Here is a 24,138-nt window from a genome sequence, read left to right on the forward strand (position 1 = left end):
CGCCCGCCGCGACGCGATTACTGGATCAGCGCGACGTCGATGGGCAGGACGACGCCGTTGCTGGCGATCATCTCCGGCACCAGGAAGCGCGTGGGGCGCAGCTCGGCATTCACGCCGCCGACGCCGAAGCCCGTGTCGCTGATGATGCGCGTGCGATACTCCTGGCCGGGCTGCGACGCGACCTCGACGACGTTGCCGTTCAGGGTGCGCAGCTGCGTGCTGGTGCTGGCCAGCTGCGCCAGAGTGTAGCGGCCCGGGATGATGTGCAGGTCCACGAAGGCCATCAGGCGCAGGCGGTCGCCTTGCTGGATGTTGCCTTCGTTCTGCTCCGTGTTCTCGGTGCCCATCCAGTTCTGGCGCAGCCCGGCGGGAATGCGGCCGATCGCGTCGTCGGTCGGGGCCAGCAGGGTGAAGGGACCGGCACCGCGCAGGTCCTCGACACGGCCGGCAAGGCGCGCCAAGGTGATGAAACGATTGAAGTTCCCAGCTGCCGCAAGCGTATCGATCACGTTCAGCGAGGAGGCCCGGGACTGGCTGCCGATGACGGGCATATTGCTCGCGTTCTGGGCTAGGGCGGGCGTGGCAAGCAGGGCGGCGCCAGCGCCCAGTAGGGCGCGACGTGAACGGATGATCATGGTATTCGCTCCTTGATCAGAGATCGTGTCGCCCGAACGTGAGGGAATCCCTTGCGGTTTCAGTCTTTCCGCGCGCGGCCTGCGCCACTAAATCGCATGCATGACCGCTCCGGCCCTCATTTGGTTCAGGCAGGACCTGCGCCTGGCCGATCATCCTGCCCTGGAAGCGGCCCGCCGGAAGCCCATTCTCCCTGTCTTCCTGCTCGACGATGCGGCTGCTGGCGCATGGCGTGCGGGTGGCGCAGCGCGCTGGTGGCTGCACCATTCCCTCGTCGCGCTCGACGCTTCCCTGCGGGCGCGCGGCGTCGCCCTGCACCTTGCGCGCGGCCGGGCGGAGGAGGTGATCCCGGCTCTCGCCGCGCGCATCGGCGCAAAGGAGGTGCATGCGGGACGCCTCCATGAACCCTGGGCGAGGAAGCGGGACGCGGAGGTGGCGGAGCGGCTGCGCGCCGAGGGAGGCGAGCTCCTTCTCCACTCCTCCGCCCTGCTGCATGACCCACGCACACTGCGAAGCGGCCTGGGCCGACCCTATGCTGCCTTCACCCCCTTCGCGCGCGCCATCTTCGGAAAGGGCGAGCCGCCTCCTCCCCTTCCCGTCCCTGACAAATTGTCAGGCCCAGAACTGCCCGGGCTGGCCCTCGATGCGCTCGAATTGCTCCCATCGGATGGACCGACCTGGTGGCAGGGCATGGAAGAAGCCTGGCGCCCGGGCGAGGCAGGGGCGCAGTCGCGCCTCGCCCGGTTCATGGCGGACGGATTGTGCGGCTACAGCGAGGGCCGCGACCGCCCTGCCATCGAAGGAACCGCCCGACTGTCGCCGTATCTGCGCTGGGGCGAGGTGTCGCCGCGCCAGGCATGGCATGCCGCCCGCGCCGCGGGGGCCGAGGGAGACCACGCCTTCCTGAAGGAACTGCTCTGGCGCGACTTCTCGTATCACCTGCTCTGGCACCGGCCCGAAATGCCCGAGGCACCGCTGGACCGACGCTTCGCCGCCTTTCCTGCGGTCCGTGACCGGCGCCTGCTCCGGCTCTGGCAGCGCGGCCGCACCGGTTTTCCGCTGGTGGACGCGGGGATGCGCCAGCTTTGGCACATAGGCTGGATGCACAACCGGGTGCGGATGATCGCGGCCTCCGTACTGGTGAAGCATCTGCTCCAGCCCTGGCAGGATGGGGCGGCCTGGTTCTGGGACACGCTGGTGGATGCCGACCTCGCCTCCAACAGCGCCTCCTGGCAGTGGGTGGCCGGTAGCGGCGCCGACGCTTCACCCTTCTTCCGCGTCTTCAACCCGGTACTGCAGGGCGAGCGCTTTGATCCGGAGGGCGAGTACATCCGCCGCTGGGTGCCGGAGCTTGCCGAGGTGCCACGCCGCTTCGTCCATCGCCCCTGGGAGATGCCAGGCGGCCCGCCCGCCCCCTACCCCGCGCCCCTCGTGGCGCCCGAGGAGGGGCGCCGTCGCGCACTCGACGCCTTCGCGCGCATGCGAGCAACGGAGGCCGCGTGATCGAGGAGCTCCGCCAGCGAGGGTTCACGGGGATCCGTGCCGTCGGCGACGTGCATGGCGAGGCATCGCAGTTCCGCGCCGCGATCGAGGGCGCGCGCGAGGCGCGGCTCTTCGTCGTGCAGCTTGGCGACCTGACCGATTACGGCCCTGATGGGGCGGAGGCGCTGCGCCTCGCCTTCGGGATGATGGACCGCAAGGAAGGCCTGTTCCTGCTGGGCAACCACGACCACAAGCTGCGCCGAGCCCTGGATGGCGCACGGGTCCGCTCCCCTGCCGAGGCGATCCCGCGCACCCTGGCGCAGCTGGGTGAAGCACCGGACGGCATCGCCCTTGCGACCCGCGCCCTGGAGGAGATCGGGCGCGCACCGGCTTGGCTGCGGGCAGGGCCGCTGCTCTTCGTCCATGCCGCCTTCCATCGCACCATGCTGCTGACTCCCCCGCCGCCGGATGCGGGGCGCCGCCGACCCGACCCCGTACTGTCGCGGGCGCTGTTCGGGCAGGTGACAGGCCGCACCTTGCCCAGCGGCTATCCGGAACGTCTGGTGCTCTGGGTGGATTCCATCCCGCGCGGCCTCACCGTTGTGGTCGGGCATGACCCGCGCTCCCGCGACGGGCGGCCGTTGCGCGTCACCGGCCGCTTGGGGGGCGAGGCGGTGTTCCTGGACACAGGCGCCGGCAAGGGCGGGCACCTCTCCTGGATGGATTTCCCGTTCTAGCCGGCCTCGGCCCAGAGCGCGGGGTTCGCCAGCACCTCGGCGCAGGCCTCCGCGATGGAGGCCAGCAGCCTCTCGCCCTTCTCAGGACTGGCGACGCGGGCATCACCGATGACGCCGCTCTTGCTCGCCTCGCGGAAGGAACGGCGCATGAGCAGGCCGGGAGGCTGGCCCGGCACGCGAGTGGAAGCCGGCCCATGCGCATCGGGCAGGCGTTCCTGCCGCACGCCCTCGGGAAGAATGTGCCAGACGAGGCTCGTTTCCGCCTCGCAGGCGTGCATCAGCCCTGGCTGGCGCTCCAGGTGCGGCGCGATGGCCTCGGGCACCAGGTGCCAATAGGTGCATCCCGCGACGCGGATGTTGAAGGCGACGGCCAGTTCCGTCGCAGCGGTGCCGATCGCCTCGCTGTTGCCGCCATGGCCGTTGAGAAGCAGGACCCGGCGGAACCCGGCCCGCGCGGCACTGCCGACGATGCCGCGCAGCAGGGCCTGGAAGGTGGCGCTGTCCAGCGTCACCGTCCCACCAAAGGCCATGTGATGCTCGGCGAGGCCGGTCCAGACGACCGGCGCCACGACGCTGTCCGTTCCACGCCCGCGCAGGCGTCGCGCGGTTTCCAGCGCCACCGTCCCGGCCAGCAGGATGTCCGTGCCGGTGATGAGGTGTGGCCCGTGCTGTTCCAGCGAGGCGACCGGCAGGATCAACAGCGCACCGCCCGCGGCCCTGGCGCCGAGTTCGGCCGCCGTCAGCTTCATCCATTCCAGTGGCGCGTCCATAGTGCCTCCCCCTCGCTGCGCGGCGATTGGAGGGACAGCGCCGCCTCGGGTCAAGCGAAGGGCTGGTAGATCACCCGGCTGCCGTCATCGCCGACCGTGCTGAAGCCGGTCCAGACGCCGTCGCGCGAGAAGAGGCATTCCGCCTCGACCTCGCCGGTGCAGGCAATGGCGAAGCCCCCGTCCGGCAGGGCTCGCCGCGACCACCGCAAATCCATGATATGCCCAGTGGTGGTCCCGAAGATCGGCACGGCTCCGCCCAGCCGCGACGGGTCCCACCAGGAGAGCGGCGCCGCATTGGCCGGCAGCCGGCCCTGTCCCTGCGGCCCCTGCACCAGCACGCCGTCGGGCGTCACGCGGGCCGACACTTCCACGATGCGACCATTCCGATTGAGGTGCGATTCGACGGAACGGAAACGCCATCCATCCGTCACTTCCGTGTAGCGATGCTCGAAACGATACACGACGACCCCCAGGACGCGGGGCGTGACCAGCACCTCCGAGCGCGTGACACGGTGCCCCCCCTGCTCACTCACGCGCACCTCATGGGTGCCGATGTCGGTGCCGTTGCGGGTCACGCGGAAGCGCCAGCCGCTGGCAGGCGCCGGCTGCGCGGACGCCGCGGCGGGAGCCATGGCAAGGAGGGCGAGGGTGCGGCGGGACATGTCCATCACGCGGGGGAGGATACAGAAGGCGGCGCGCCTCCGGAACCGCGCCGGGGCGACAAGCCGTTCGCCCCATGCCATCATCGTTGCCGATGCGCCAACTCCTGCTGCTTCGCCATGCCAAGTCCTCCTGGGATGAGGCCACACTGTCCGACCATGCGCGACCGCTGAATGCGCGCGGGAAGCGCGCCGCCGCTGCGATGGCGGAACGGATGCGTGGGCTGGATCTTTCACCGGATGTGGTGCTGGTTTCCTCCGCACGGAGGACGCTGCAGACGCTGGAGGCGTTGCAGCCGATCGAGGGCGCGCCGATCGTCGAGGTGATGGACGCGCTCTACCTCGCCCCCTGGGCGGTGCTGCTGGACAAGCTCCACACCGTGCCCGAGACGGCGCGCTCCGTGCTGCTGATCGCGCACAACCCGGGGCTGCATGATCTCGCCCTGGCCCTGACCGGGGCCGGCAATGCGGGCGGCGAGATGGCGCAGCGCCTTTCGGAGGCCTACCCCACCGGCGCCTTGGCCGAGTTTTCCGTCGCCTCGCGCTGGCGCGACCTTGGGGAAGGTGGCGGGCGGCTCGTCCGGTTCCTATGCCCGCGCGACCTGCCGGAGGAAGCGGCCTGATCCTCGCCTTCGCCCTCCCACCGGGGGCCAGGCGTCCCCTCCATCCGCTTCTCGCCGCGCTTCCCACCTTCCGCCGGGAGAGCGTGACCTTCTTCCGTGCCGAGGATGGCGCCGTGATCGAGCGCCGACGCGGTGTGTGCCGGCTCCATCAACCGCTGGACCCGGGGCCTCTGCCTGGCGCCTTTGCGTCAGGGACGCCTTGCGCGCCGCCTCCACCCGATGCGGTGCCCTTGGCCCGCTTCGCCGCCCGCCGCGCGGAGCTTGCGGAGGGAATTTCCTGGCTTGAAGGCCGCATGGAGGCGGATGGCCGCCGGCATCGCATCGCCCTCTTGCTCCTTGAGGGCGAGGATGCCCTGCGTCTGGCCGCCATGCTGGCCGACGACCTGCCCCTCCTACCCGCCCGCGCCAGCCTCGCCGAAGAAGCACTGGCGCTCGTGGAGCAGCGGCCTCCGCGCGCGCGTGCGTCCGGCGCGCCCATCCTCCAGGGCGCGGAGACCGCCGAGTCAGCGCTGCGCCGAGCGACGGCGCATCTGCTGGAAGCCTTGATGGCGGAGGTGCCCTGCTGCGACCTCGCCCAAGGGCCGCGTGGCGTCCATCAGTCTCGTGTGGCGCTGCGACGCATGCGCTCCTTTCTCAAGCTGTTCCGGCCCGAGGGAGCAGCATGGTCGGAATGGGACGGCTCGCTGCGCGATCTCGCCGAGATCCTGGGTCGTGCCCGCGACTGGGACGTCTTCCTGTCCGGCATCGCGGTCGGCACTGCTCAGGCGCTGGGGGATGACCGTCGCCTTCGCGGCCTCCTCCGCGCCGCCGAGGCCGAGCGGCGAGCCGCTTATGGGGTGTTGTCCGTTTTTCTCGCGGGGCCTGAGTTCCGCCGCCTGCTGGTCGAAGGGATGCGCCTCGCCGCCTCACCCGCGGAAGCGGAGACACCTCTCTCCCCCCTCGCCACTCGTCTCCTCCGCAAGCGGTGGCGTCGCCTGAAGCGTGCCGGTGTGCGGATGGAGGAGCTCGACGCGAAGGGCCTGCACGAGATGCGCCTGGATGCGAAGCGCCTTCGCTACGCTGCCGAACCCTTCGCGGCACTGTTCCATGGGCGGGGGGCGAAGCGCTTCAACCGTCGGCTCGCCGCCTTGCAGGACGCGCTTGGCCTCGCAAACGACGCGGCCGTCGCACGTCACCTCGCGGCCGCTCTTGCCGGGCGCGGCGCGGGCGGCTTCGCGATCGGCACGGTCACTGGCTACGCCGCGGGTCGGGCCGAAGGCTCACGTCTTGCCTCGCTCGCAGCGTGGCGCGAGCTGCGCCGGACGCCTCGATTCTGGCGAGGCACAAACGTGGCCGATTCGTAACATACGGTAATCTCCGGGTTGCTCGCCGCATGTCGAAGGTTTAACCGTGAGCCATGCGACAGCGCCGCATCTTCAAGCCCGCCCGATCCGAATCCCGGCTGGGCCGCGCGGCCCTTGTCGGCATCGCTGCCCTCGCTGGCGCAGTGCTGGCGGGAATCGGTTTGCCGTCAGACCTCATGGGCTCCGCTCCACGCAATGCGGACTGGCACTCCCCGGCCTCCGAGATCCGCATCCTGGACGGCGACACGTTGCGCCTCGGCGAGCGGACGCTCCGCCTGCACGGCATCGCCGCCCCCGAGCGCGGACAGTCATGCACCGACGCCAGCGGCCGCCTGTATGACTGCGGCACCGCCGCCGCAGCAGAGCTGGCGCGCTTGGTCCAGGAGCGTGCCGTGGAATGCCGCGTGCAGGGACGCGACCGATTCGGGAGGGCGCTTGGGCTCTGCCAGGCCGGGGGTGCGGAGTTGAACGCCTCAATGGTCGCGAATGGCTGGGCGCTCGCAGATGCGGACAGCCTACCTGCCTTGGTTCCGCTTGAGGCTGAGGCCCGCGCTGCGCAGCGCGGACTTTGGGCTGGAGGATTCGAACCCCCCGCGCACTGGCGTCGCTGAGGATCCATTTCGCAGCAATTGCTGAGGCGGCTGCGCCTGCTCGTTACCCCTCTCGTGCCGGTTCCTCTCCGGGGCGTTTTGCGCCGTATCTGGGTGGATTACGTGCTCGGTCTGAAGGTTGATCCCGCCGTCGCCCTGCCCGAGCATGTGGAACGCGAGTTCCGCTCCTTCGCGGAATGGAAGGATTTCCTGGCGGAGAACGAGGTACTGGTCTCGCGCGCAAGGATGGAGTCCATCATCGCCCATGCGCGGCGTCGCGGCATCCATTCCACGCTGCTCGGCCGCCTGCCCCCGAGCGCCGTCGAGCTGCGCGGCCTGAACATCAGGGAGGAGTTCCTGGCCGGCGGTTTCAGTCCCCGGCTCCGCGCAGTCATGGAGCGCGTGCTGAACCATCCGCGCGGGGGAAAGAATTGGGACCTCCGCATCCACGCACATGAAGCGCTGACCAACTTTGCCCTGCTGCTCCGCGGGCGCTACGCGCGCTGCCTCTGCTCCGAATACGCAGGGTCAGAGGAGGAGGCGCGGAAGCTTCATCCCATCCCCTCGATTGACATCACCCGGTCCGGCCTTCCCGACGCTTCCTTCGACCTCATCGTGAGCAACGAGGTGTTGGAGCACGTGCCGGACCTCGACGCTGCGCTCCGCGACATGGCCCGCATCCTGGCCCCGGGTGGCCGCCTGATCGCAACCTTTCCAGTGGGCGAGGAGACAACCGACCAGCGCGCGGCGATGGAGGGCGGGACGATCCGCCACCTTGCCCAGCCCGAGTACCACGGCAACCCACTGGACCCGGAGGGCGGCTCGCTCGTCTTCCAAATCCCGGGCTGGGATATCCTCGACCAGGCGAAGCGCGCCGGGTTCCGTGACCCGCGCTTCGTCTTCATCTCCTCCCACTGGCAGGGCATGACCGCCAACGACCCGGCGGGGGTACTCGTCTTCGAGGCGGAGCGATAGGCCGCCGCCGGGGGGGCCAATGGACAAGTCTCCCACGGCGCTTATCTTGCGTTGCACAAGGATTGCCCGCCCGGCGGGCCCGCACTCGATGTCTCAAGGAAGGTCGCCCGCACCATGAGCCAAGCCTCTTCGATCACGATCACGCTGGAGGGTACCAACTCCTCCGCGTCCATGCCGCTGCTGACGGGCACGCTCGGGCCGCAGGTGGCGGATATCCGCAAGCTCTACAACCAGCTCGGCGTCTTCACCTACGATCCCGGCTACGGCACGACGGCGAGTTGCGAAAGCAAGATCACCTATATCGATGGCGACGAGGGCGTGCTGCTCTATCGCGGCTACCCGATCGAGCAGCTCGCCGAAAAGAGCGACTTCATCGAGGTCTGCTACCTGCTGATGTACGGGGAGCTGCCGACCCGCACCCAGCTGGACAAGTTCCGTGACGGCGTGACGCGCCACACTATGGTGCATGAGCAGATCCGCCGCTTCTTCGACGGCTTCCGCCGCGACGCGCACCCGATGGCGATTATGTGCGGCGTGGTCGGCGCGCTGGCGGCCTTCTACCACGACAATCTCGACATCAACGACCCGCACCAGCGCGAGATCGCGGCGTTCCGCCTGATCGCCAAGGTGCCGACCATCGCGGCCATGGCCTACAAGTACGCGCTGGGCCAACCCTTCGTGTATCCGCGGAACGACCTCAGCTACGCGGCGAACTTCCTGCACATGCTGAATGCCGTGCCGGCCGAGCCCTACAATGTCTCGCCGGTGCTGGAGCGGGCGATGGACCGCATCCTGGTCCTGCACGCCGACCACGAGCAGAATGCCTCCACCTCGACCGTGCGCCTTGCGGGATCCACCGGCGCCAATCCCTTTGCCTGCATCGCCGCCGGCATCGCCGCCCTGTGGGGTCCCGCCCATGGCGGTGCGAACGAGGCGGTGTTGAAGATGCTGGATGAGATCGGGACGCCCGAGAACATCCCGAGCTTCATCGAGAAGGTGAAGGACAAGAACAGCAACGTGAAGCTCATGGGCTTCGGGCACCGGGTCTACAAGAACTTCGACCCGCGCGCGAAGATCATGAAGGAAACCTGCCACGAGGTGTTGGGCGAACTCGGGATCAAGGATGAGCCGTTGCTCGACATGGCGATGGAGATGGAGCGCATCGCCCTGACGGATGACTACTTCGTCAGCCGCAAGCTCTACCCGAATGTAGATTTCTATTCGGGCATCATCCTCAAGGCCATGGGCATCCCGACCAGCATGTTCACGGTGATCTTCGCGGTGGCGCGCACGGTGGGCTGGGTGAGCCAGTGGAAGGAGATGATCGAGGATCCGTCGCAGCGCATCGGCCGCCCGCGGCAGATCTACACGGGCGCCGCCTCGCGCGACTACCGCGCCGTGGACTCGCGCTGAAGGGCGCTTCCTGCAAGGGCGTTCTTCCCGGGATACTTGACAGACGGGCCGTCCCGCTTTCCCTTTTGGGGAGGACGGGGCGGTCCCTGACGCGCGCGTCCCGACTTCCTCCAGGAACTTCATGATCGACGCATCCCTGCCCGTGGCGAGAAATGGCGTCCCGACCGGCATCGCGGCGCTGGACGATATCCTGGCCGGCGGATACGAGGCCGGCCGCGTCCATCTGATCGAAGGCCGCCCCGGCTCCGGCAAGACCACGCTCGCGCTGCAGTTCCTGCTCGCGGCGCGCGAGCGGGGAGAACGCGCCCTCTACATCACGTTGTCAGAGAGCATCGACGAATTGCGGCAGTCTGCCGCGACCCATGGCTGGGATCTCGAAGGCATCGACCTCTTCGAACTGGTTCCCGCGGAGCTGAGCCTCGACCCTTCGCGCGAGCAATCGGTCGTCTACGCCTCCGACCTGGAGTTGGGCGAGACGGTGAGCCTGGTCATGGAAGCGGTGCAAAGGGTCCAGCCGCACTGCATCGTCTTCGACAGCCTTTCCGACATCCGGCTCCTCGCCGCCACCTCGCTGCGCTACCGACGGCAGGTGCTGGCACTCAAGCACTTTTTCTCACGCAATGGCGCCACCACCCTCTTCGTGGATGATCTGACGGAGGAGATGGACGACGCCAACCTCCACAGCCTCGTCCATGGCGTGATCCGGCTGGAGCAGTTGACCATCGCTTTCGGAGCAGAGCGCCGCAGGCTTCGCGTGCACAAGATGCGTGGGCGCGCGTTCCGCGGCGGCTTCCATGACTACGTCATCCGCCGAGGCGGGCTGCAGGTCTTCACTCGGCTTGTTGCGGCCGACCACATGCCCCGGTCCGAGGATGAGGAGGAGTCGGTGCCCAGCGGCATCATCGAGCTCGACCGCATGCTGGGCGGCGGGCTCGAGCGCGGCACCTCCTCGCTCATCATGGGGCCGGCCGGATCGGGCAAGTCCACCCTCGCTCTGCAATACGCGATGACCGCGGTGAAGCGAAACGAACGGGCGATCTTCCTCTCCTTCGACGAGACGCGGCGCAACTTCCTCCGCCGGGCGAACGGGCTAGGCATCCGCCCCGATCAGGTGCCCGAATCGCTCTTCGCATTCCAGCAGGTGGACCCGGCGGAGCTTTCGCCCGGAGAGCTGTCCGGCCTCGTCCGCGCCGAGGTTCTGGATCGCGGGACACGGGTCGTGGTGCTGGACAGCCTGTCGGGCTACCAGCATGCGATGCCGGAGGAGCAGTTCATGCTGCTCCAGATGCACGAGCTGCTGACCTTCCTGAATCAGCGCGGCGTGCTCACGATCCTCGTGCTGGCGCAGCATGGTCTCGTGGGCCCGATGCAAACGCCCGTGGATCTCACCTACCTGTCCGACACCGTCCTCCTGCTGCGCTTCTTCGAGGCAGCGGCGGAGATGCGCCGCGCCATATCGGTGCTGAAGAAGCGCACGGGCGGGCATGAATCGACGATCCGCGAGTATCGCATCGACGCGCAGGGCATCCGTGTTGGCGAACCGCTCCGGCAGTTCTCGGGCGTCCTCACCGGCGTGCCTTCCTACGCCGGACAAGCCCGGGATCTGCTCGTGGACCGCGACGGCTGAAATGGCGGCCCGGCTCGGCATTCTGGCGCCAGTGGGCCGCGACTCGCAGGTGGTTTCCGACATCCTGTCTGGCGTAGGCATTGACAACGTCGTCGCGCCGGATGCCCCTTCGCTCGTCGCCCTGCTCCGGCGGCGCGAGGTTGGAGCCGTCATCGTCGCCGAGGAGGCGATGGACCAGGATGCGCTCGCGCTCCTCGAGGGGTGGCTCCGGCACCAGCCGCCCTGGTCCGACCTTCCCGTCATCCTGCTGACCCTCCGGCGCGAGGCAACGCTGCCGCGCTCCCACTTGGCCGAGCGGCTCGGGAATGTGACGCTGCTGGAGCGGCCGCTGCTGCCGGTCACGCTAGTTTCTTCGGCCCGCGCCGCACTCCGCGCACGTGCCCGCCAGCACGAGGCCGAGCGGCAGGTGGCGCGCCTGGCCGTGCAAGGCGCGCAGCTTCGCGAGGAACGCGACCGCACCCGCCGCTACCTGGAGGTCGCGGGCGTGATGCTGCTCGTGCTTGATGGGCGCGGCCGCGTCGCGGAGATCAATCCCAAGGGCGTCGAGATCCTCGGGCACCGCTCGGCGGAAGACCTGCTTGGCAAGGACTGGTTCGAGGCTGCGGTGCCGCCGCACCACCGGCAGGCATGGCGCGACACCTTTCAGCGCCTGATCTCCGGAGAGGAGCTGGACATTGCCTACCAGGAGAACGAGGTGCTGCGCGCGGATGGCAGCACGCGGGTCGTCGCCTGGCGCAACGCCGTACTGCGGGAGCCGGATGGGCGCTTCGCTGGGCTGCTTTCCTCCGGTGAGGACATCACCGAGCGCCGGGCGGCAGCGGAGGCGTTGCACGACCTGAACACGACGCTGGAAGCGCGGGTCGAGGAGCGCACCCTGGCCCTCGCCACGAGCGAAACTCGGTTTCGCGGCATCTTCGACTCCTCCTTCCAGATCGCGGCCCTGCTTTCCACCGACGGCACGGTGCAGGAGGTGAATCGCACCGCCCTTGCCTGGGGCGGGCTGGCGGCGACGGATGTGGTGGGCCGGCCGATCTGGCTGAGCCCCCTCGCGGCTCATGATGCGGCCCTGGCGGAAACCCTGCGCGCCGATGTAGCGCGTGCCGCCGCCGGCGAGACGGTGCGGCGCGAGATCGAGATGCGCGGCGCCGGCGAAAGCCGGGCCTTGCTGGATTTCTCGCTGAAGCCGCTGACCGACGAGGTGGGCTGCGTCGTCTCCCTCGTCGCAGAGGGGCGCGACGTGACGGAACTCCGCACCGCCCTGGCGCAGTTGCACGAGACGGCGAAGATCGAGACGCTGGGCCAGCTGACTGGCGGCGTGGCGCATGACTTCAACAACCTGCTGACGCCGATCATCGGCGCGCTCGATCTCCTCCGCACCCGCCATGAGGTAGATGCGCGTTCGGTGAAGCTGATCGGCGGCGCATTGCAAAGCGCCGAGCGTGCAGCGCTCCTGGTCCAGCGGCTGCTGAGCTTCGCCCGGCGGCAGCACCTGGAAGCAAGGCCAGTGGATATCGGCGCGCTGGTGGAGGGGATGCGCGACCTCGTCCAGCGCTCCATCGGTCCGCACATCACGGTCTCGGTCTCGGTGGAGCCAAATCTTGCTCCGGCTCGTGCCGACCCGAACCAGCTGGAACTTGCCGTGCTCAACCTAGCGGTGAATGCGCGCGACGCCATGTCGGGGGGAGGCCGGCTCGATCTGCGGGCGGAGGTGGTGGAGGCGCCGCCACGGCACGGCGGGCTGCCGCCCGGTTCCTATGTCCGGCTCTCGGTCAGCGACACCGGAACCGGCATGGACAGCGCCACTCTGGCGCGCGCGATCGAGCCCTTCTTCACAACCAAGGGGCCAGGCAAGGGCACCGGGCTCGGCCTCTCGATGGTGCACGGGCTCGCGGCCCAGCTGGGCGGCGCGCTCCGGCTCCGCAGCGCCCCCGGTGAGGGCACGACGGCGGAGCTGTGGCTGCCCGTGGCGGCTGGGGAGGCGGAAGCACGGCGCGGCGGGACCGATGCCCCCGTGCCGCAGCCGAGCCGCGCCGCCGTGCTGCTGGTGGATGACGAGGAGCTGGTCCGCGCCGCGACGGCGGACATGCTGCGGGAGATGGGACACACCGTCACCGAGGCCTCGTCTGTCCATGCGGCCCTGGACCTGCTGCGCGGCGACACGAAGCTGGACCTGCTGGTGAGCGACTACCTGATGCCGCAGATGCGCGGCAGCGCTCTGATTGCCGAGGCCCGGCGTTTGCGGCCCGACCTGCCTGCCCTGCTCATCACCGGCTATTCCACCCTCGGCGAGGGCGAGGCACAGTCCCTGCCCCGCCTCGCCAAGCCCTTCCGCCATGGTGACCTGGCGCGGGAGGTGGCGCGGCTGCTGCAGGGCGGCGCTGTGGTCAGCCTGGCCGGGCATCGCGCCGCGAAGGCCTGACCTTCCGGCCCTTCCTGCGTTGGCAGGGCGATGCGGTTCCTTCTGCTCCTTGTGGTCCTTGCGGGGCTGGGCTGGCTGGGCCTTCGCGTGCTGCCGCCGCAATGGAACCCGCGCACGCCGCTCGACCTGCGCGCGCCGCCGAACCTGCTGACGCCGCTGAAGCTGGCGTGGCTCTCGCGCGACCCTGCCGCCTGCTTTGCGGCTTTCGAGAACTCGGGGATCACGGCCATCCGCGTGCCCGACCGGCCATCGGAGGTGGGATGCGCGGTGGAAAGCGCCGTGCGCCTGCCGGGTCCGGTCGCGGCCAACCCCGCTGCGCCAACCGTGACCTGTCGCGTCGCCGCCGCGTGGGTGCTCTGGGAGCGCCACGGGCTTCAGCCTGCCGCGCGGCGCCATATGGGAAGCGAGGTCGTCTCCGTGCGCCATCTCGGCACCTGGAACTGCCGCAACGTGAACCACGCGGCCAGCGGGCGCCGATCGGAACACGCCACGGCCAATGCCATCGACATCGCCGGCTTCCGTCTGGCCGATGGGCGCGAGGTGACGCTGCTGCGCGGCTGGACGGGCCCGCCAGAGCAGGCCGCCTTTCTGCGCGCGGCGCGCGACGGCGCCTGTCGCTCCTTCTCGGTGGTGCTAGGGCCGGATCGCGACGCGGCGCATCGCGATCATTTTCATCTCGACATGGGCACGTGGCGCGCCTGCCGCTGAGGCAGGCAGGGCCAACCCTCCCGGCATCGGCGCGTTACGCGCCGGAAAGCTGGGATTGATGGCGCCACTCTTCACCCCTCGCGCCGATGCGCGGCTTCGGCTCGCGCTCGTCGTCGCGGCGCTCCTCGCCGTGCTCGCCCTGGCGCTCGGCTATGCCTGGGCGCGCTCCGGCTCGACATGGGCCATCGGAAAACCGACGGAGCAGCCCATCCCTTTCAGCCACGCCGTCCATGCGGGCCAGCTTGGGCTCGATTGCGGCTTCTGCCACAGCAACGCGGCGCGTGGTGCCAGTGCGGGGATGCCTTCCGGCGAGCTGTGCCTGGGCTGCCACCAGCGTGTCTGGAACGTCACCGCGCAATTCGCGCCCGTCCAGGCAGCAGTGGATACGGGGATGGCGACGCAATGGGCCTCGGTGCACCGCTTGCCTGACCATGTCCGCTTCCACCACGCGGCGCACCTCGCTGCGGGCATGACCTGCGCGACCTGCCATGGCGCGGTGGAGACGATGCCACGAACGGTTCGCGCGGAGACGCTCTCCATGGGCTGGTGCCTCGATTGCCACCGTGACCCGCGATCGCGCGGGCTGACGCCCGTGGGCCTCGGCGCGCAGCCATATGTACATGCCGGGGTCGAGGTTCCTCCCCTCACCCGCTGCACGGTCTGCCACAAGTGAGCGGCGGCGCGACACGGCGCGATGCGCTGCGGGTGATGGGCGCGTCGATCGCGCTCTCCGCCCTCGCTGGATGCGATGAGCCGGACGAGTTCGGCCATCCGCTGCACGGGCGCGGTCGTGGCGTCGCCTCGGAGGATGCGGTCTTCGCCACCACGCTGGAGCTCGACGGGCTGGGGCGGGGAGTCCTGGTCCGGACGCGCGGCGGACACCCGATCAAGGTTGAGGGTAATCCTCGCCATCCCGCCAGCCTAGGTGCGAGCGACGTCTTCCTGGAATCGGCGCCGCTGTCGCTGCACGCACCCGAGCGCTCGCGGCAGGCGCTGCAACATGGCCGCCCAGCGGCGCCAGGCGCTTCGCGGGATGCCTTCAACGGGCTGCGCGGCGAGGGGCTGCGCATCGTCACTGGCCCCCTTTCCTCCCCGACCCTGCGACGTCTGGTGGCCGAGGCGCTGGCGGCAAATCCCGGCAGCACGTGGCATGTCCACGACCCGATGGCAGACCCGGCCTCCCAGGCGGCCGCCCTCGCCGCCTTCGGGGAGGCGGTGGAGGTGCTGCCCGACCTGCGGGCCGCAAGGACCATGCTGTGCCTGGGCGCCGACCCGCTTGGCCATGGGCCGGCGCAGCTGGCCCTGGCAAGGGCATGGCAGGCGGGGCGGCCGCGGCTCCTGGTCGCCGAGGCGAGCCCGAGCCTGACCGGAGCCCGCGCCGACCGCCGCCTTGCCCTGCACCCGGCGGAGTTCGAGCCACTTGCCCGCGCCATCGCAACGGAACTTGGCGTCGCGGGCCTGGTGGCCGGCGCTGCGCATCCTGCCGCCGCCTCCTTGGCGGCGTCGCTGCGCGAGGCAGGGTCCGAGGCGCTGATCCTGACGGGGCGTGGCCAGTCCGCCGCCGTGCATGCCATCGCCCACGCGATCAACGCGCATCTCGGCAGCCGCGCGCTGCGCTTCGTCCCCGCACCAGCCGCGGGCGGTGCCGAGATGGCGCCCTTGGAAGAGGCGATGCGCGCGAACGAGGTGAGCCGTCTTCTCCTGCTCGACGTGAATCCCGCGCATGATCGGGCAGGCTTCGCCGCGGCGATGGGGCGCGTTGTCCATTCGGTGCATATCGCGGAACGGGTGGACGAGACGGGCCGCGTGGCAAGCTGGCACCTCCCTCTCAACCATCCGCTGGAAAGCTGGGGCGATTCCCGCGCCTTCGACGGCACGCCGAGCATCCGGCAGCCTGTTGCGCGCAGTCCCGGTGGTGAGGTGATGGGCGCCGTCGAGGCGTTGCTCGCTCTGCTGGGCTGGGAGGGCACTGGCCGCGACGCGGTGCGCGAAACGTGGCGCGGCGCATGGGGCGAGGGGGATTTCGAGTCGAAATGGGAAGAGGCGCTGGAAGCCGGCGTGGCCGGCGAATCCGTGCCCGCCGCATCCCTCGCCCTCCGCGCTGATTGGGACCTGCCCGGCCGTCCGATCCCTCCCGGCCTCGCCGCACATTTCGCGCCGGACCCACATCTGCGTGCCGGAGCCTTCGCCCATGAGGCTTGGCTGCAGGAATTGCCGCGCCCCCTGACCCGCCTGTCCTGGGGCAACGCCGCGCTCGTCGCGCCGGAAACCGCGGCGCGCCTGGGCCTCGCACCAGGCGACGAGGTGGAATTGAGCCTGGGCGGCGAAAGCCTTCGAGCCCCGGTGCTGCCACTAGCCGGGCAGGCGGTGGATTGCGTGACGCTGCCCCTCGGCTTCGGGCGACGCGCTGGCGGGCCGGTCGGTGAAGGTCGCGGCTTCCATGCGGCCGCACTGCGCCCGGCCGATGGCGCCTGGGTCGTGCCGGACCTCACTCTCCGCCCCACCGGGCGCCGCGTCGCGCTCATCGCGCGGGAATCCCAGCCGGGGCTTGAGCCCGACGCGGCCAAGGTCATCGGGCCGGGCGAGCGGCTGCCACCCTTCGCGCCGACACCGTCCCTGCACCAGCCCTGGTCCTATCCCGGCGCGGCCTGGGCGATGGCGATCGACCTCGACGCCTGCATCGGCTGCAACGCATGCGCCATCGCCTGCCAGGCCGAGAACAACGTGCCGGTGGTGGGCCCTGAGGACATGGCGCGCGGCCGCGGTCTTCACTGGCTGCGCGTGGAGAAGCACGATCGGCCTGAGGATCGCTCTGTCTTCCAGCCCGTGCCCTGCATGCATTGCGAGAAGGCGCCGTGCGAGCCGGTCTGCCCGGTGAACGCCACGCTGCATGACCATGAGGGGCTGAACGCCATGGTCTATCCGCGCTGCATCGGCACGCGGACCTGCTCCAACAACTGCCCCTACAAGGTGCGGCGCTTCAACTTCGAGGATCATCGCCGCCGCGTGGATACCCCGGCGCGGAACCCCGATGTGGCGCTGCGGCCGCGCGGCGTGATGGAGAAATGCACCTACTGCACGCACCGCATCCAGGCGGCGCGCGCCGAGGGGCGGCTCGACACGGTCGAGACGGCGTGTGCGCGGGCCTGTCCGACGCGAGCCATCCTCTTTGGCGACCTCAACGAACCTCAAAGCGATGTTGCGCGCGCCCGCCAGGATCCGCGTTCCTACCTGATGCTGGAGCAGCTTGGGACAAGGCCGCGCACCTCCTACCTCGCCCGTGTCGAGGAGGGGGGCGCGTGAGCACGGACACGCCTCCCCCCTCAACCGCGCGCGTCGCGGAGGCTGCGCTGCGGCCGCTCGGCTGGGGCGGCTGGCTCGGCTTCGCCTTGGCCGGGACTGGGGTGGTAGTGCTCGCCATCGCGGTGGCGCGGCTGCTCTGGGTCGGCATCGGCGTCTGGGGCAACAACATCCCACATGTCTGGGGCTTCGACCTGATCGCCTATGCGTGGTGGATCGGCGTTGCGAATGCCGCGAGCCTCTTCGCCGCCGTGCTGGTCCTGCGGCGGCACGGATTGCGGACGGCGGTGAACCGTTTCGCCGAGGCCGCCGCGTTGGCCGCGGTGCTGGCGGCGGCGCTCTATCCCATCCTGCATCTCGGTCGGCCGTGGCTATTCTACTGGACGCTGCCCTACCCCAGCACCTGGGGGCTGTGGCCGCAATTCGGTTCGACCCTCGTCTGGGATTTCTGGGGCATCAGCGCGCATGTGCTCGTCACCTCGATGTTCTGGTATGTCGGGCTGATCCCTGACCTCGCAACGCTGCGCGACCGGGCGGCGCGGCGTGGCCGAATAGGCCTAGCCCGCGCCTACGGGCTGCCGGCGCTGGGCTGGCGCGGGTCGGTCGCGCATTGGCATCGCCATCAGGCCGCCTACCGCATGGTCGCCGCGCTGGTGCTGCCGCTGCTGCTCTCGGCACAGACGGTGGTGGCGCTGGAATTCGCTGTCACCGTGGTGGCCGACTGGCACCAAGCGCGGCTGCCCCTGCATTTCATCGCCACCGGCCTCCCTTCGGGCCTCGGAATCGTGCTCGCCCTCGCCGTCGCGCTGCGGCATGGGCTGTCGCTGCGCGAGTTCGTGGACCGCGGTGACATGGATCTGCTGGCGCGGCTCCTCGCCGCCGCCGGCATCGCCGCGCTCCTCGCCTGGATGCATGAGGCGGGGACAGCATTACTGCAAGAGGATGGGACGACGCGCGACGCCTTCCTGGTCCGGCTTGCTGGGCCGGCCTGGTGGATCGCGGTGGTCATGAGTGGCCTCCTCCCGCAGCTTTTTTGGTGGCAGAAGTTGCGCCGTGACCTGATCTTTGTGCCCATCGGACTGCTCGCCGCGGCGGGGGTGTGGCTCGATCGCTGGTCGCTGGTGGTGGATGGGGTCTCCCGGCCCCGCGTTCCATTCCCGGTCACGGCCTATGCGCCGAGCGGCGACGAATGGGCCCTTCTGCTGGGCAGCGCGTCGTTCTTCGCCTTTGCCCTGCTGTGCTTCGGCCGCTTCCTGCCGGCCGTGTCCATGTTCGAGACACGGCACGAGGAAAGCGAGCAGGAGCTGGAGGAGGAGGAGCGGTGAAGCGCGTCCTCGGCGCCGCCCTCTACTGGTTGCTGCGGCGCCCGCGCGCGGCGGAGGTCGTTCTGCCGCCACGTGGCGCCGGCACTATCGCCGAGTTCCACGATGCTGATGCGCTGACCGAAGCCGTGCGCGCCGCTCGCGCCGAGGGCTGGACCCGCTTCGAGGCCTATGCGCCACATCCCGTTCCCGATGCGGCGGAGGCAATGGGCATCCATGCCGCGCCGGTCGGCTGGATCGCGGCCGGGGCGGGCGTCGCCGCCATGGCGGGCGCCTATGGGCTGACCATGTACCTGTCGGTCGTGGACTATCCGGTGAATGTGGGAGGGCGCCCGCCACATGCCTGGCCGGTCTACCTGCCAGCGGCCTACATCGTTGGCGTGCTGGTCGCCGCGCTGGCGGCGCTGCTCTCCATGTTGTGGCTGAACGGCCTTCCGCGCCTGCACCATCCGGTCTTCGCCGCGCGCGGCTTCCTGAGAGCTAGTGAGGACCGGTTCTTCCTCTGGATCAGCCCGGACGACCCGATGCACACGCCGGAGGGCGCGCAGCGCTTCCTCCGGTCCCAGGCACCGCTGCGCGTCAGCGAGGTGCCGCCCTCGTGAGACCCGCAGCGCTGCCCTTCCTAATGCTGCTCGCGGCCTGCGATGGCTGGGTGGAAAGCCCGCGCCCACCCCCGCCCATTCCCGCGCCGGAGGGCAGCGTGGCGCAAGGTGCCGCCGCGCGCCGCGCCGCCCTGGCCCCGCCTGGCCCCCCAGTGGACGAGGCGCTGCTGCGCGAGGGGGCGGAATTATTCCGCGTCTTCTGCGCCCCCTGCCACGGCCCATCCGGCGCGGGAGATGGCGTCGTGACGCGCCACGGCCATCCGCCCATCCCGCCCCTGCCTCGCGACGCATTGCAGAGCATGGCGGCACTTCAGTCCAATCTCGCCGGTGCGCATCCGGTCGAGGGGCGGCTGGACCCACGCCAGCGATGGGCCGTTTCGCGCTTCGTGGAGCGCCTGCCGTGAGCGCCCTGGCCGAGACCTGGCTGCTCCTCTTTCTGCTCGCCGCCGGAATTGGGCTAGGGGCCGCGCTGGCCATGACGATAGGACGGTTGCTGAAGGAATCCTGGCTCGATCCTCTCCGCCCTACCCTGGCGCCGCTGGCGCGCTGGGCGCCGCTGGCAGCGCTGCTGCTGGCGCTGCCCATGCGTATCCTGGCGCCCTACATTTGGCCGTGGGGGAACGATCCCCGCGAGGCTATGGAAGACCCTACCGTGGTCTGGATCGCCTCGCTCGCCATCCTGTCGCTCTGGGCCGGGCTGGGTTGGCTCCTGGCGCGCCCTGCGGCCGGGCGCGGCAGTGCGGGCATGGCCCTGGCTGTGCTGTTCATCACGGGTGCGATTGCGATGGAGGAATGGGCGCTTTCGCGCGATGCCGCTTGGACGGGGAGCGTGCAGGGCGTTGCCCAAATGACCGAGCAGGTCGCCTTCGTGCTGGCCCTGGCCACGCTGCTGGCGATGCGTCGCGGAGAACCATCGGAACCCGAGGCGCGGACCGGGCTGGAACGCGCGCTGTTGAGCATCGCCTTGGGCGTGTTGTGGCTGTGGTTCACGCAATATGTCGTGGTCTACTATGCCGATATTCCCGCGGAAGCCGCCTGGTACATGCGGAGGAGCGATGGCGCATGGGCTTGGCTGAAGGTCGGATGGCTCCTGCCGACGCTGCTTGGCGCGGTCGGGCTGGCCATCGTTCCGCAGTGGCGTGACTGGCGCTTCAAGCTGGTGGCTCGGCTTCTGCTGCTTCAGCATCCCGTCCACCTCTTCTGGGTGGTGCGGCCGGAGGCACCGCCAGGCGCAGTCTCCCCGGTGCTCGATCTGGTGGTGGTGGCGGCGCTGCTTGCGGGTTCCTTCCTCATGCTGCGGCGGGCCTGACGCAACGGGAAGCCTCGCCTCCCCGTTCCGCCGCCATGGATGCTGCTGCCTCTGATCCACGCCGCGCCCTACCTGCGCTGCACCGCCTGCTTGCCATGCCAGAGTGCGAGATCCTGGTGCACGTGCGCGGGCGCGACCCTGTGGCGGACGCCATGCGGAAAGAGCTGGCGGCGCTTCGCAAAGCGGGAGAGAGCTTCGATGCGCGGCAGTTCTTCGCCGCGTTGGAAGCGCGCCTCGGAGCAGCGGAGGGCGTGCGCCGCGTGCTCAACGCGACCGGGGTGGTGCTGCACACCAATCTGGGCCGCGCCCCGCTCGCTGGCCCTGCCATCGCCGCGATGACGGAAGTCGCGCGCGGCTATTGCTCGCTGGAGATGGACCTGGAGTCCGGCCGGCGCGGCGACCGCTTCGGCGGGGCGACGGCATTGCTGCGCGAGCTGACGGGATGCGAGACGGCGCTGGTGGTCAATAACGGCGCCGCTGCCGTGCTTCTGGCGCTATCCGCTGTCGCTTCGGGCGGCGAGGCAATCGTGTCGCGCGGCGAGCTGGTCGAGATCGGCGGCGGGTTCCGCATTCCCGAGGTCGTCGCGCAGGGAGGTGCGCGCCTCGTCGAGGTCGGCACCACCAACCGCACGCGCCTGCCGGATTATGAACACGCAATCGGACCTGACGCGCGGGTGATCTTGCGGGTCCACCCATCGAACTACCGAATCCTTGGTTTTACCGAGGCGCCCGAGCCCGCCCGCCTCGCTGCGCTGGCGCGCGAGCGGGGCCTCGTCTCCGTCGAGGATCTCGGAAGCGGCGCGCTGCTCGATCTCGCACGTGTTGGGCTGCCAGGCGAACGTGGGCTGCGCCAGGCGGTGGCCGACGGCTTCGACCTCGTCGCGGCCAGCGGCGACAAGCTGCTAGGTGGGCCGCAGGCGGGGCTGCTCCTGGGCCGGGAGGATGCGATCGCGCGCTGCGCGCGGCACCCGTTGATGCGCGCCCTGCGTCCGGACAAGGCGACGCTGGCCGCGTTGGAAGCGACGCTGCGCTTGCACCGCGACCCGGAACTAGCCCTGCGCGAGGTGCCGGCGCTGCGGATGATGGCAGAAGGAGCGGAAAGCCTGTCCCGGCGGGCCCAAACCCTTCTGACCCTTCTGCCCGAAGCGGCGCGGGCGGAGGCTGTGGCAGGGGACTCGCTCGTGGGGGGCGGTGCCCTACCGCTGGCGCGGCTTCCCACCACCCTCGTCGCACTGCACCCCGAGAACATGACGGCAGAGGAGCTTGCAGCCAGGCTGCGCCGGTCACGTCCACCCCTCGTCGCGCGGCTCGAACGAGGACGGCTGCTTCTCGACCCACGCACCCTCGCCGAGGGTGAGATTGGCGACGCGGCGCGCGCGGTGGCGGAGGCCCTTGCATGAGGCGTGCCCTGATCGGCGTGCTGGGCCACGTGGACCACGGAAAGACGGCACTGGTGCGCACGCTGACCGGCACCGACACCGACCGTCTGCCGGAGGAGAAGCGGCGCGGCATCTCCATCCTGCCCGGCTATGCGCGGCTGGAGGGCGAAGGGGCCGAACTCGATCTCGTGGATTTGCCGGGTCATGAGCGCTTCGTGCGCGCCATGGCGGCAGGCGCCTCCGCCATGCGCGCCGCGCTTCTGGTCGTGGATGCGCGCGAAGGCCCGCGCACCCAGACGCACGAACATGCAGGCATCGCCGCGCTGCTCGGCGTGCGCCGCGGCGTGGTCGCCGTCACGCGCACCGACCTTGCAGGCGGTGGTGAAGTGGCAGCGGCGACCGAGGGAGCACGTGCCCTTCTGGCTCAGCTCGGCCTGGGTGACTGGCCATGCCTGCCGTGTTCTGCCGTTTCAGGTGCGGGCTTGGCTGCGCTGCGCGCGGCGCTGATCGACCTCGCGGAGCCGGAAGTGACTGGCGAGGCAGGGCAAGCCTGGATGCCACTGGATCGTGCCTTCCATCGGCCCGGGGCGGGGCTGGTTGTCACGGGCGCGCTGCGGGCAGGCCGCCTGATGCCCGGTGACACAGTGGAGATCTGGCCCGGCCCACGCCACGCCACCATCCGCGCCCTGCAAAGCCATGGGCGGGTGCTGGAGGAAGCCGGGCCGGGACGGCGCCTCGCCGTAGCGCTGAAGGGCGACGCGGCGGGACCGGGGGATGCGCTTGCATCCCCCGGGTTTTTGGCTGCGTCCCCGATGCTGGATGCCTGGGTGACAGTGTTGCCCGATGTCCCTCGCGCCCTGCGGCGGGAGGAGTTCCGCCTGCTCTGCGGCACGGCGGAATGCGGTGTGCGGCTGCGCCTGCTGGATCGTGCGGAACTGTCCCCGGGCGAAAGCGGCGCGGCGCAGCTTCAGCCGGATGTTTCCCTCGCCCTGCCAGTACGGGCACGCTTCCTCCTGCGCCTGCCGCTTCCGGTTGGAACCGTGGCTGGTGGGGTGGTGCTCGATCCGGAAGCGCCACGCCACCGGGGGCGAGATGCGGCGCTGCTGCAATCCCTTGCGGCGCTGCGACCAGAACAGGCGGCGCAGCGTGTCCTGGAGGCTGCCGGTCCGCGCGGCTTGCCCACGGACCGCCTGCGCCGCCTCGCCGGAGGCCGATTGCCAGAGGGCGCGGTGGCGCTCACCGGCGGCCTCTCGCTGGCCGACTCAGTGCTGGCTGAGCTGGAGACGGCGCTGCGCGAGGCGGCGCGCGACGCGATTGCACGCAACACGCTGGGACCGGGGCCGGAAGCGCGCGCCCTCCTGCGCACCGCCCTCCCCGTCGGCGCGCCCGGCGAGGCCGTGGCAGCGCGCCTCATCGCCCGCGGCGTCCTGCGCCTCGTATCCGGCCGCTTCGCCCTGCCCGGCGGGGCTGCGCTGGGCGAAGCGGAACATCGCCTGTTGCGCGAGGTGGAGGCGGCATTCCGCAACGCCTCGCTTTCGCCGCCCGAGCCGGCCGCCGTGGCGGCGGGTGACCGGGTGCGGATGTCAGCGATCCGGCACCTGCTGGCGCAGGGCATCCTCTTCCGTGCCGCCGATGCCGTGCAGAAGCGCGAATGGATCTTTCACCGCGATGCGCTGGCCGAAGCGAGGCGCCGCCTTGCCCCTGCCCTGTCTGCTTCGACCGAAGGGCTGACCGTCTCCGATTGCGACAAGCTGCTCGGCATCACGCGGCGCCACGGCGTGCCGCTGCTCGAAAGGCTGGATGCGGAGGGCTTCACGCGGCGCGTAGGAGACCGGCGCCGCCTCAGTTCCGAGCCGGAAGGCGAGGCAGGGCCTCGGCCTCGTCACGCGTCAGCGGAAGGATGACGCGGCCCTGGCGGTTGCTCACCTGCTGGAACGGGACCAGCACGGCACCGTCCTCCATCTCGATCAGCAGGCCCATCGGCACCCCATCGCGGTTCGTCACAACGCGCCGGATCAGGCCGATGCGCGCACCGTCCGAGGCAAAGGCCTCACGCCCCACGAAGGCCGCTGGATCCGGCGGCTGCTGCGCAAGGACCGGCAGCGTCATCACCGCCGCGCCGAAACCCCAACTCAGCAGCGACGTTGCCAAGATGGAGGCGATTGGGGCCTGGTGGCCCCCACGGTCTTCAAAACCGCAGGCCCGCCGATGGCGGGCGGTGGGTTCGATTCCCATCCGCTTCCGCCA

The 24,138-nt window shown here is 70.2% G+C and carries 22 protein-coding genes and 1 tRNA gene; 19 read left to right on the top strand and 4 right to left on the bottom strand.

Translation table 11 applies throughout. The annotated features are described in order from the left end of the window. Positions 1-17: 17 nt before the first annotated feature. On the bottom strand, positions 18-635 hold the full coding sequence (locus tag JTJ31_RS02270) for a fasciclin domain-containing protein (RefSeq protein WP_207536961.1): 618 nt from the start codon (positions 633-635) through the stop codon (positions 18-20). A 100-nt stretch (positions 636-735) separates the two neighbouring features. Between JTJ31_RS02270 and JTJ31_RS02275 the strand changes: the two genes are divergently transcribed. Next, positions 736-2,136: a cryptochrome/photolyase family protein gene (locus JTJ31_RS02275; protein ID WP_207536962.1), complete on the top strand. Its 1,401-nt coding sequence runs from the start codon at positions 736-738 to the stop codon at positions 2,134-2,136. Next, positions 2,133-2,852 (top strand): metallophosphoesterase, encoded by a 720-nt coding sequence (locus tag JTJ31_RS02280; protein WP_207536963.1) that lies wholly within the window; start codon positions 2,133-2,135, stop codon positions 2,850-2,852. Before JTJ31_RS02275 ends, JTJ31_RS02280 begins: the two co-directional genes overlap by 4 nt. Here JTJ31_RS02280 and JTJ31_RS02285 read toward each other — a convergent pair. Together JTJ31_RS02285 and JTJ31_RS02290 are read right to left on the bottom strand one after the other, a co-directional pair. Continuing rightward, positions 2,849-3,622 carry a creatininase family protein gene (locus tag JTJ31_RS02285; RefSeq protein ID WP_207536964.1) on the bottom strand — a complete coding sequence of 258 codons (774 nt, stop codon included), beginning with the start codon at positions 3,620-3,622 and terminating at the stop codon, positions 2,849-2,851. The two genes, JTJ31_RS02280 and JTJ31_RS02285, sit on opposite strands and share 4 nt — an antisense overlap. 50 nt (positions 3,623-3,672) lie before the next feature. Then, a complete protein-coding gene (locus JTJ31_RS02290) occupies positions 3,673-4,284 on the bottom strand; it encodes a DUF6134 family protein (protein ID WP_207536965.1) in 612 nt (203 codons plus the stop codon). A gap of 92 nt (positions 4,285-4,376) precedes the next feature. Between JTJ31_RS02290 and JTJ31_RS02295 the strand changes: the two genes are divergently transcribed. The 16 genes from JTJ31_RS02295 to JTJ31_RS02370 all read left to right on the top strand — a co-directional run bounded on the left by JTJ31_RS02295 (position 4,377) and on the right by JTJ31_RS02370 (position 23,795). Continuing rightward, a complete protein-coding gene (locus tag JTJ31_RS02295) occupies positions 4,377-4,904 on the top strand; it encodes a SixA phosphatase family protein (RefSeq protein ID WP_207536966.1) in 528 nt (175 codons plus the stop codon). Between the two features lie 83 nt (positions 4,905-4,987). After that, a complete protein-coding gene (locus tag JTJ31_RS24440) occupies positions 4,988-6,247 on the top strand; it encodes a CYTH and CHAD domain-containing protein (protein ID WP_207536967.1) in 1,260 nt (419 codons plus the stop codon). Between the two features lie 53 nt (positions 6,248-6,300). Then, on the top strand, positions 6,301-6,858 hold the full coding sequence (locus tag JTJ31_RS02305; protein WP_207536968.1) for a thermonuclease family protein: 558 nt from the start codon (positions 6,301-6,303) through the stop codon (positions 6,856-6,858). A gap of 18 nt (positions 6,859-6,876) precedes the next feature. Beyond that, a complete protein-coding gene (locus JTJ31_RS24445; protein ID WP_236019773.1) occupies positions 6,877-7,812 on the top strand; it encodes a class I SAM-dependent methyltransferase in 936 nt (311 codons plus the stop codon). A 114-nt stretch (positions 7,813-7,926) separates the two neighbouring features. Beyond that, positions 7,927-9,225 carry a citrate synthase gene (gene gltA / locus JTJ31_RS02315; protein WP_207536969.1) on the top strand — a complete coding sequence of 433 codons (1,299 nt, stop codon included), beginning with the start codon at positions 7,927-7,929 and terminating at the stop codon, positions 9,223-9,225. 121 nt (positions 9,226-9,346) lie between these two features. Then, positions 9,347-10,852, top strand: coding sequence for an ATPase domain-containing protein (locus JTJ31_RS02320; RefSeq protein WP_207536970.1), 1,506 nt, complete (start codon positions 9,347-9,349; stop codon positions 10,850-10,852). A gap of 1 nt (position 10,853) precedes the next feature. Next, a complete protein-coding gene (locus JTJ31_RS02325) occupies positions 10,854-13,271 on the top strand; it encodes a hybrid sensor histidine kinase/response regulator (RefSeq protein WP_207536971.1) in 2,418 nt (805 codons plus the stop codon). Positions 13,272-13,301: 30 nt separating this feature from the next. After that, positions 13,302-13,979 (top strand): extensin-like domain-containing protein, encoded by a 678-nt coding sequence (locus JTJ31_RS02330; protein ID WP_207536972.1) that lies wholly within the window; start codon positions 13,302-13,304, stop codon positions 13,977-13,979. Positions 13,980-14,037: 58 nt separating this feature from the next. Then, complete coding sequence (locus tag JTJ31_RS02335) at positions 14,038-14,652, top strand: cytochrome c3 family protein (RefSeq protein ID WP_207536973.1); 615 nt, start codon at positions 14,038-14,040, stop codon at positions 14,650-14,652. Continuing rightward, positions 14,649-17,282, top strand: a complete 2,634-nt coding sequence (locus tag JTJ31_RS25150; protein ID WP_207536974.1) for a 4Fe-4S dicluster domain-containing protein — start codon at positions 14,649-14,651, stop codon at positions 17,280-17,282. Before JTJ31_RS02335 ends, JTJ31_RS25150 begins: the two co-directional genes overlap by 4 nt. Continuing rightward, complete coding sequence (nrfD, locus tag JTJ31_RS02345) at positions 17,279-18,604, top strand: NrfD/PsrC family molybdoenzyme membrane anchor subunit (RefSeq protein WP_207536975.1); 1,326 nt, start codon at positions 17,279-17,281, stop codon at positions 18,602-18,604. Before JTJ31_RS25150 ends, nrfD begins: the two co-directional genes overlap by 4 nt. After that, positions 18,601-19,203: a DUF3341 domain-containing protein gene (locus JTJ31_RS02350; protein ID WP_207536976.1), complete on the top strand. Its 603-nt coding sequence runs from the start codon at positions 18,601-18,603 to the stop codon at positions 19,201-19,203. The genes nrfD and JTJ31_RS02350 overlap by 4 nt, the downstream gene beginning before the upstream one ends. Beyond that, the gene (locus JTJ31_RS02355; protein ID WP_207536977.1) at positions 19,200-19,607 is read left to right on the top strand and encodes a c-type cytochrome; all 408 of its coding nucleotides are present in this window, start codon (positions 19,200-19,202) and stop codon (positions 19,605-19,607) included. The genes JTJ31_RS02350 and JTJ31_RS02355 overlap by 4 nt, the downstream gene beginning before the upstream one ends. Then, complete coding sequence (locus tag JTJ31_RS02360) at positions 19,604-20,512, top strand: hypothetical protein (protein ID WP_207536978.1); 909 nt, start codon at positions 19,604-19,606, stop codon at positions 20,510-20,512. The genes JTJ31_RS02355 and JTJ31_RS02360 overlap by 4 nt, the downstream gene beginning before the upstream one ends. Positions 20,513-20,547: 35 nt before the next feature. Further along, a complete protein-coding gene (gene selA / locus JTJ31_RS02365) occupies positions 20,548-21,912 on the top strand; it encodes an L-seryl-tRNA(Sec) selenium transferase (RefSeq protein ID WP_207536979.1) in 1,365 nt (454 codons plus the stop codon). Next, positions 21,909-23,795 (top strand): selenocysteine-specific translation elongation factor, encoded by a 1,887-nt coding sequence (locus JTJ31_RS02370; RefSeq protein ID WP_207536980.1) that lies wholly within the window; start codon positions 21,909-21,911, stop codon positions 23,793-23,795. Before selA ends, JTJ31_RS02370 begins: the two co-directional genes overlap by 4 nt. On the opposite strand, the gene JTJ31_RS02375 is transcribed toward JTJ31_RS02370, so the two are convergent. Beyond that, a complete protein-coding gene (locus JTJ31_RS02375) occupies positions 23,734-24,000 on the bottom strand; it encodes a PRC-barrel domain-containing protein (RefSeq protein WP_207536981.1) in 267 nt (88 codons plus the stop codon). The genes JTJ31_RS02370 and JTJ31_RS02375 overlap by 62 nt on opposite strands. Positions 24,001-24,045: 45 nt before the next feature. Here JTJ31_RS02375 and JTJ31_RS02380 point away from each other — a divergent pair. Further along, positions 24,046-24,138, top strand: a tRNA-Sec gene (locus JTJ31_RS02380).

Origin of the sequence: Sabulicella rubraurantiaca (assembly GCF_017355885.1) — a bacterium.
GTDB lineage: Bacteria > Pseudomonadota > Alphaproteobacteria > Acetobacterales > Acetobacteraceae > Roseococcus > Roseococcus rubraurantiacus.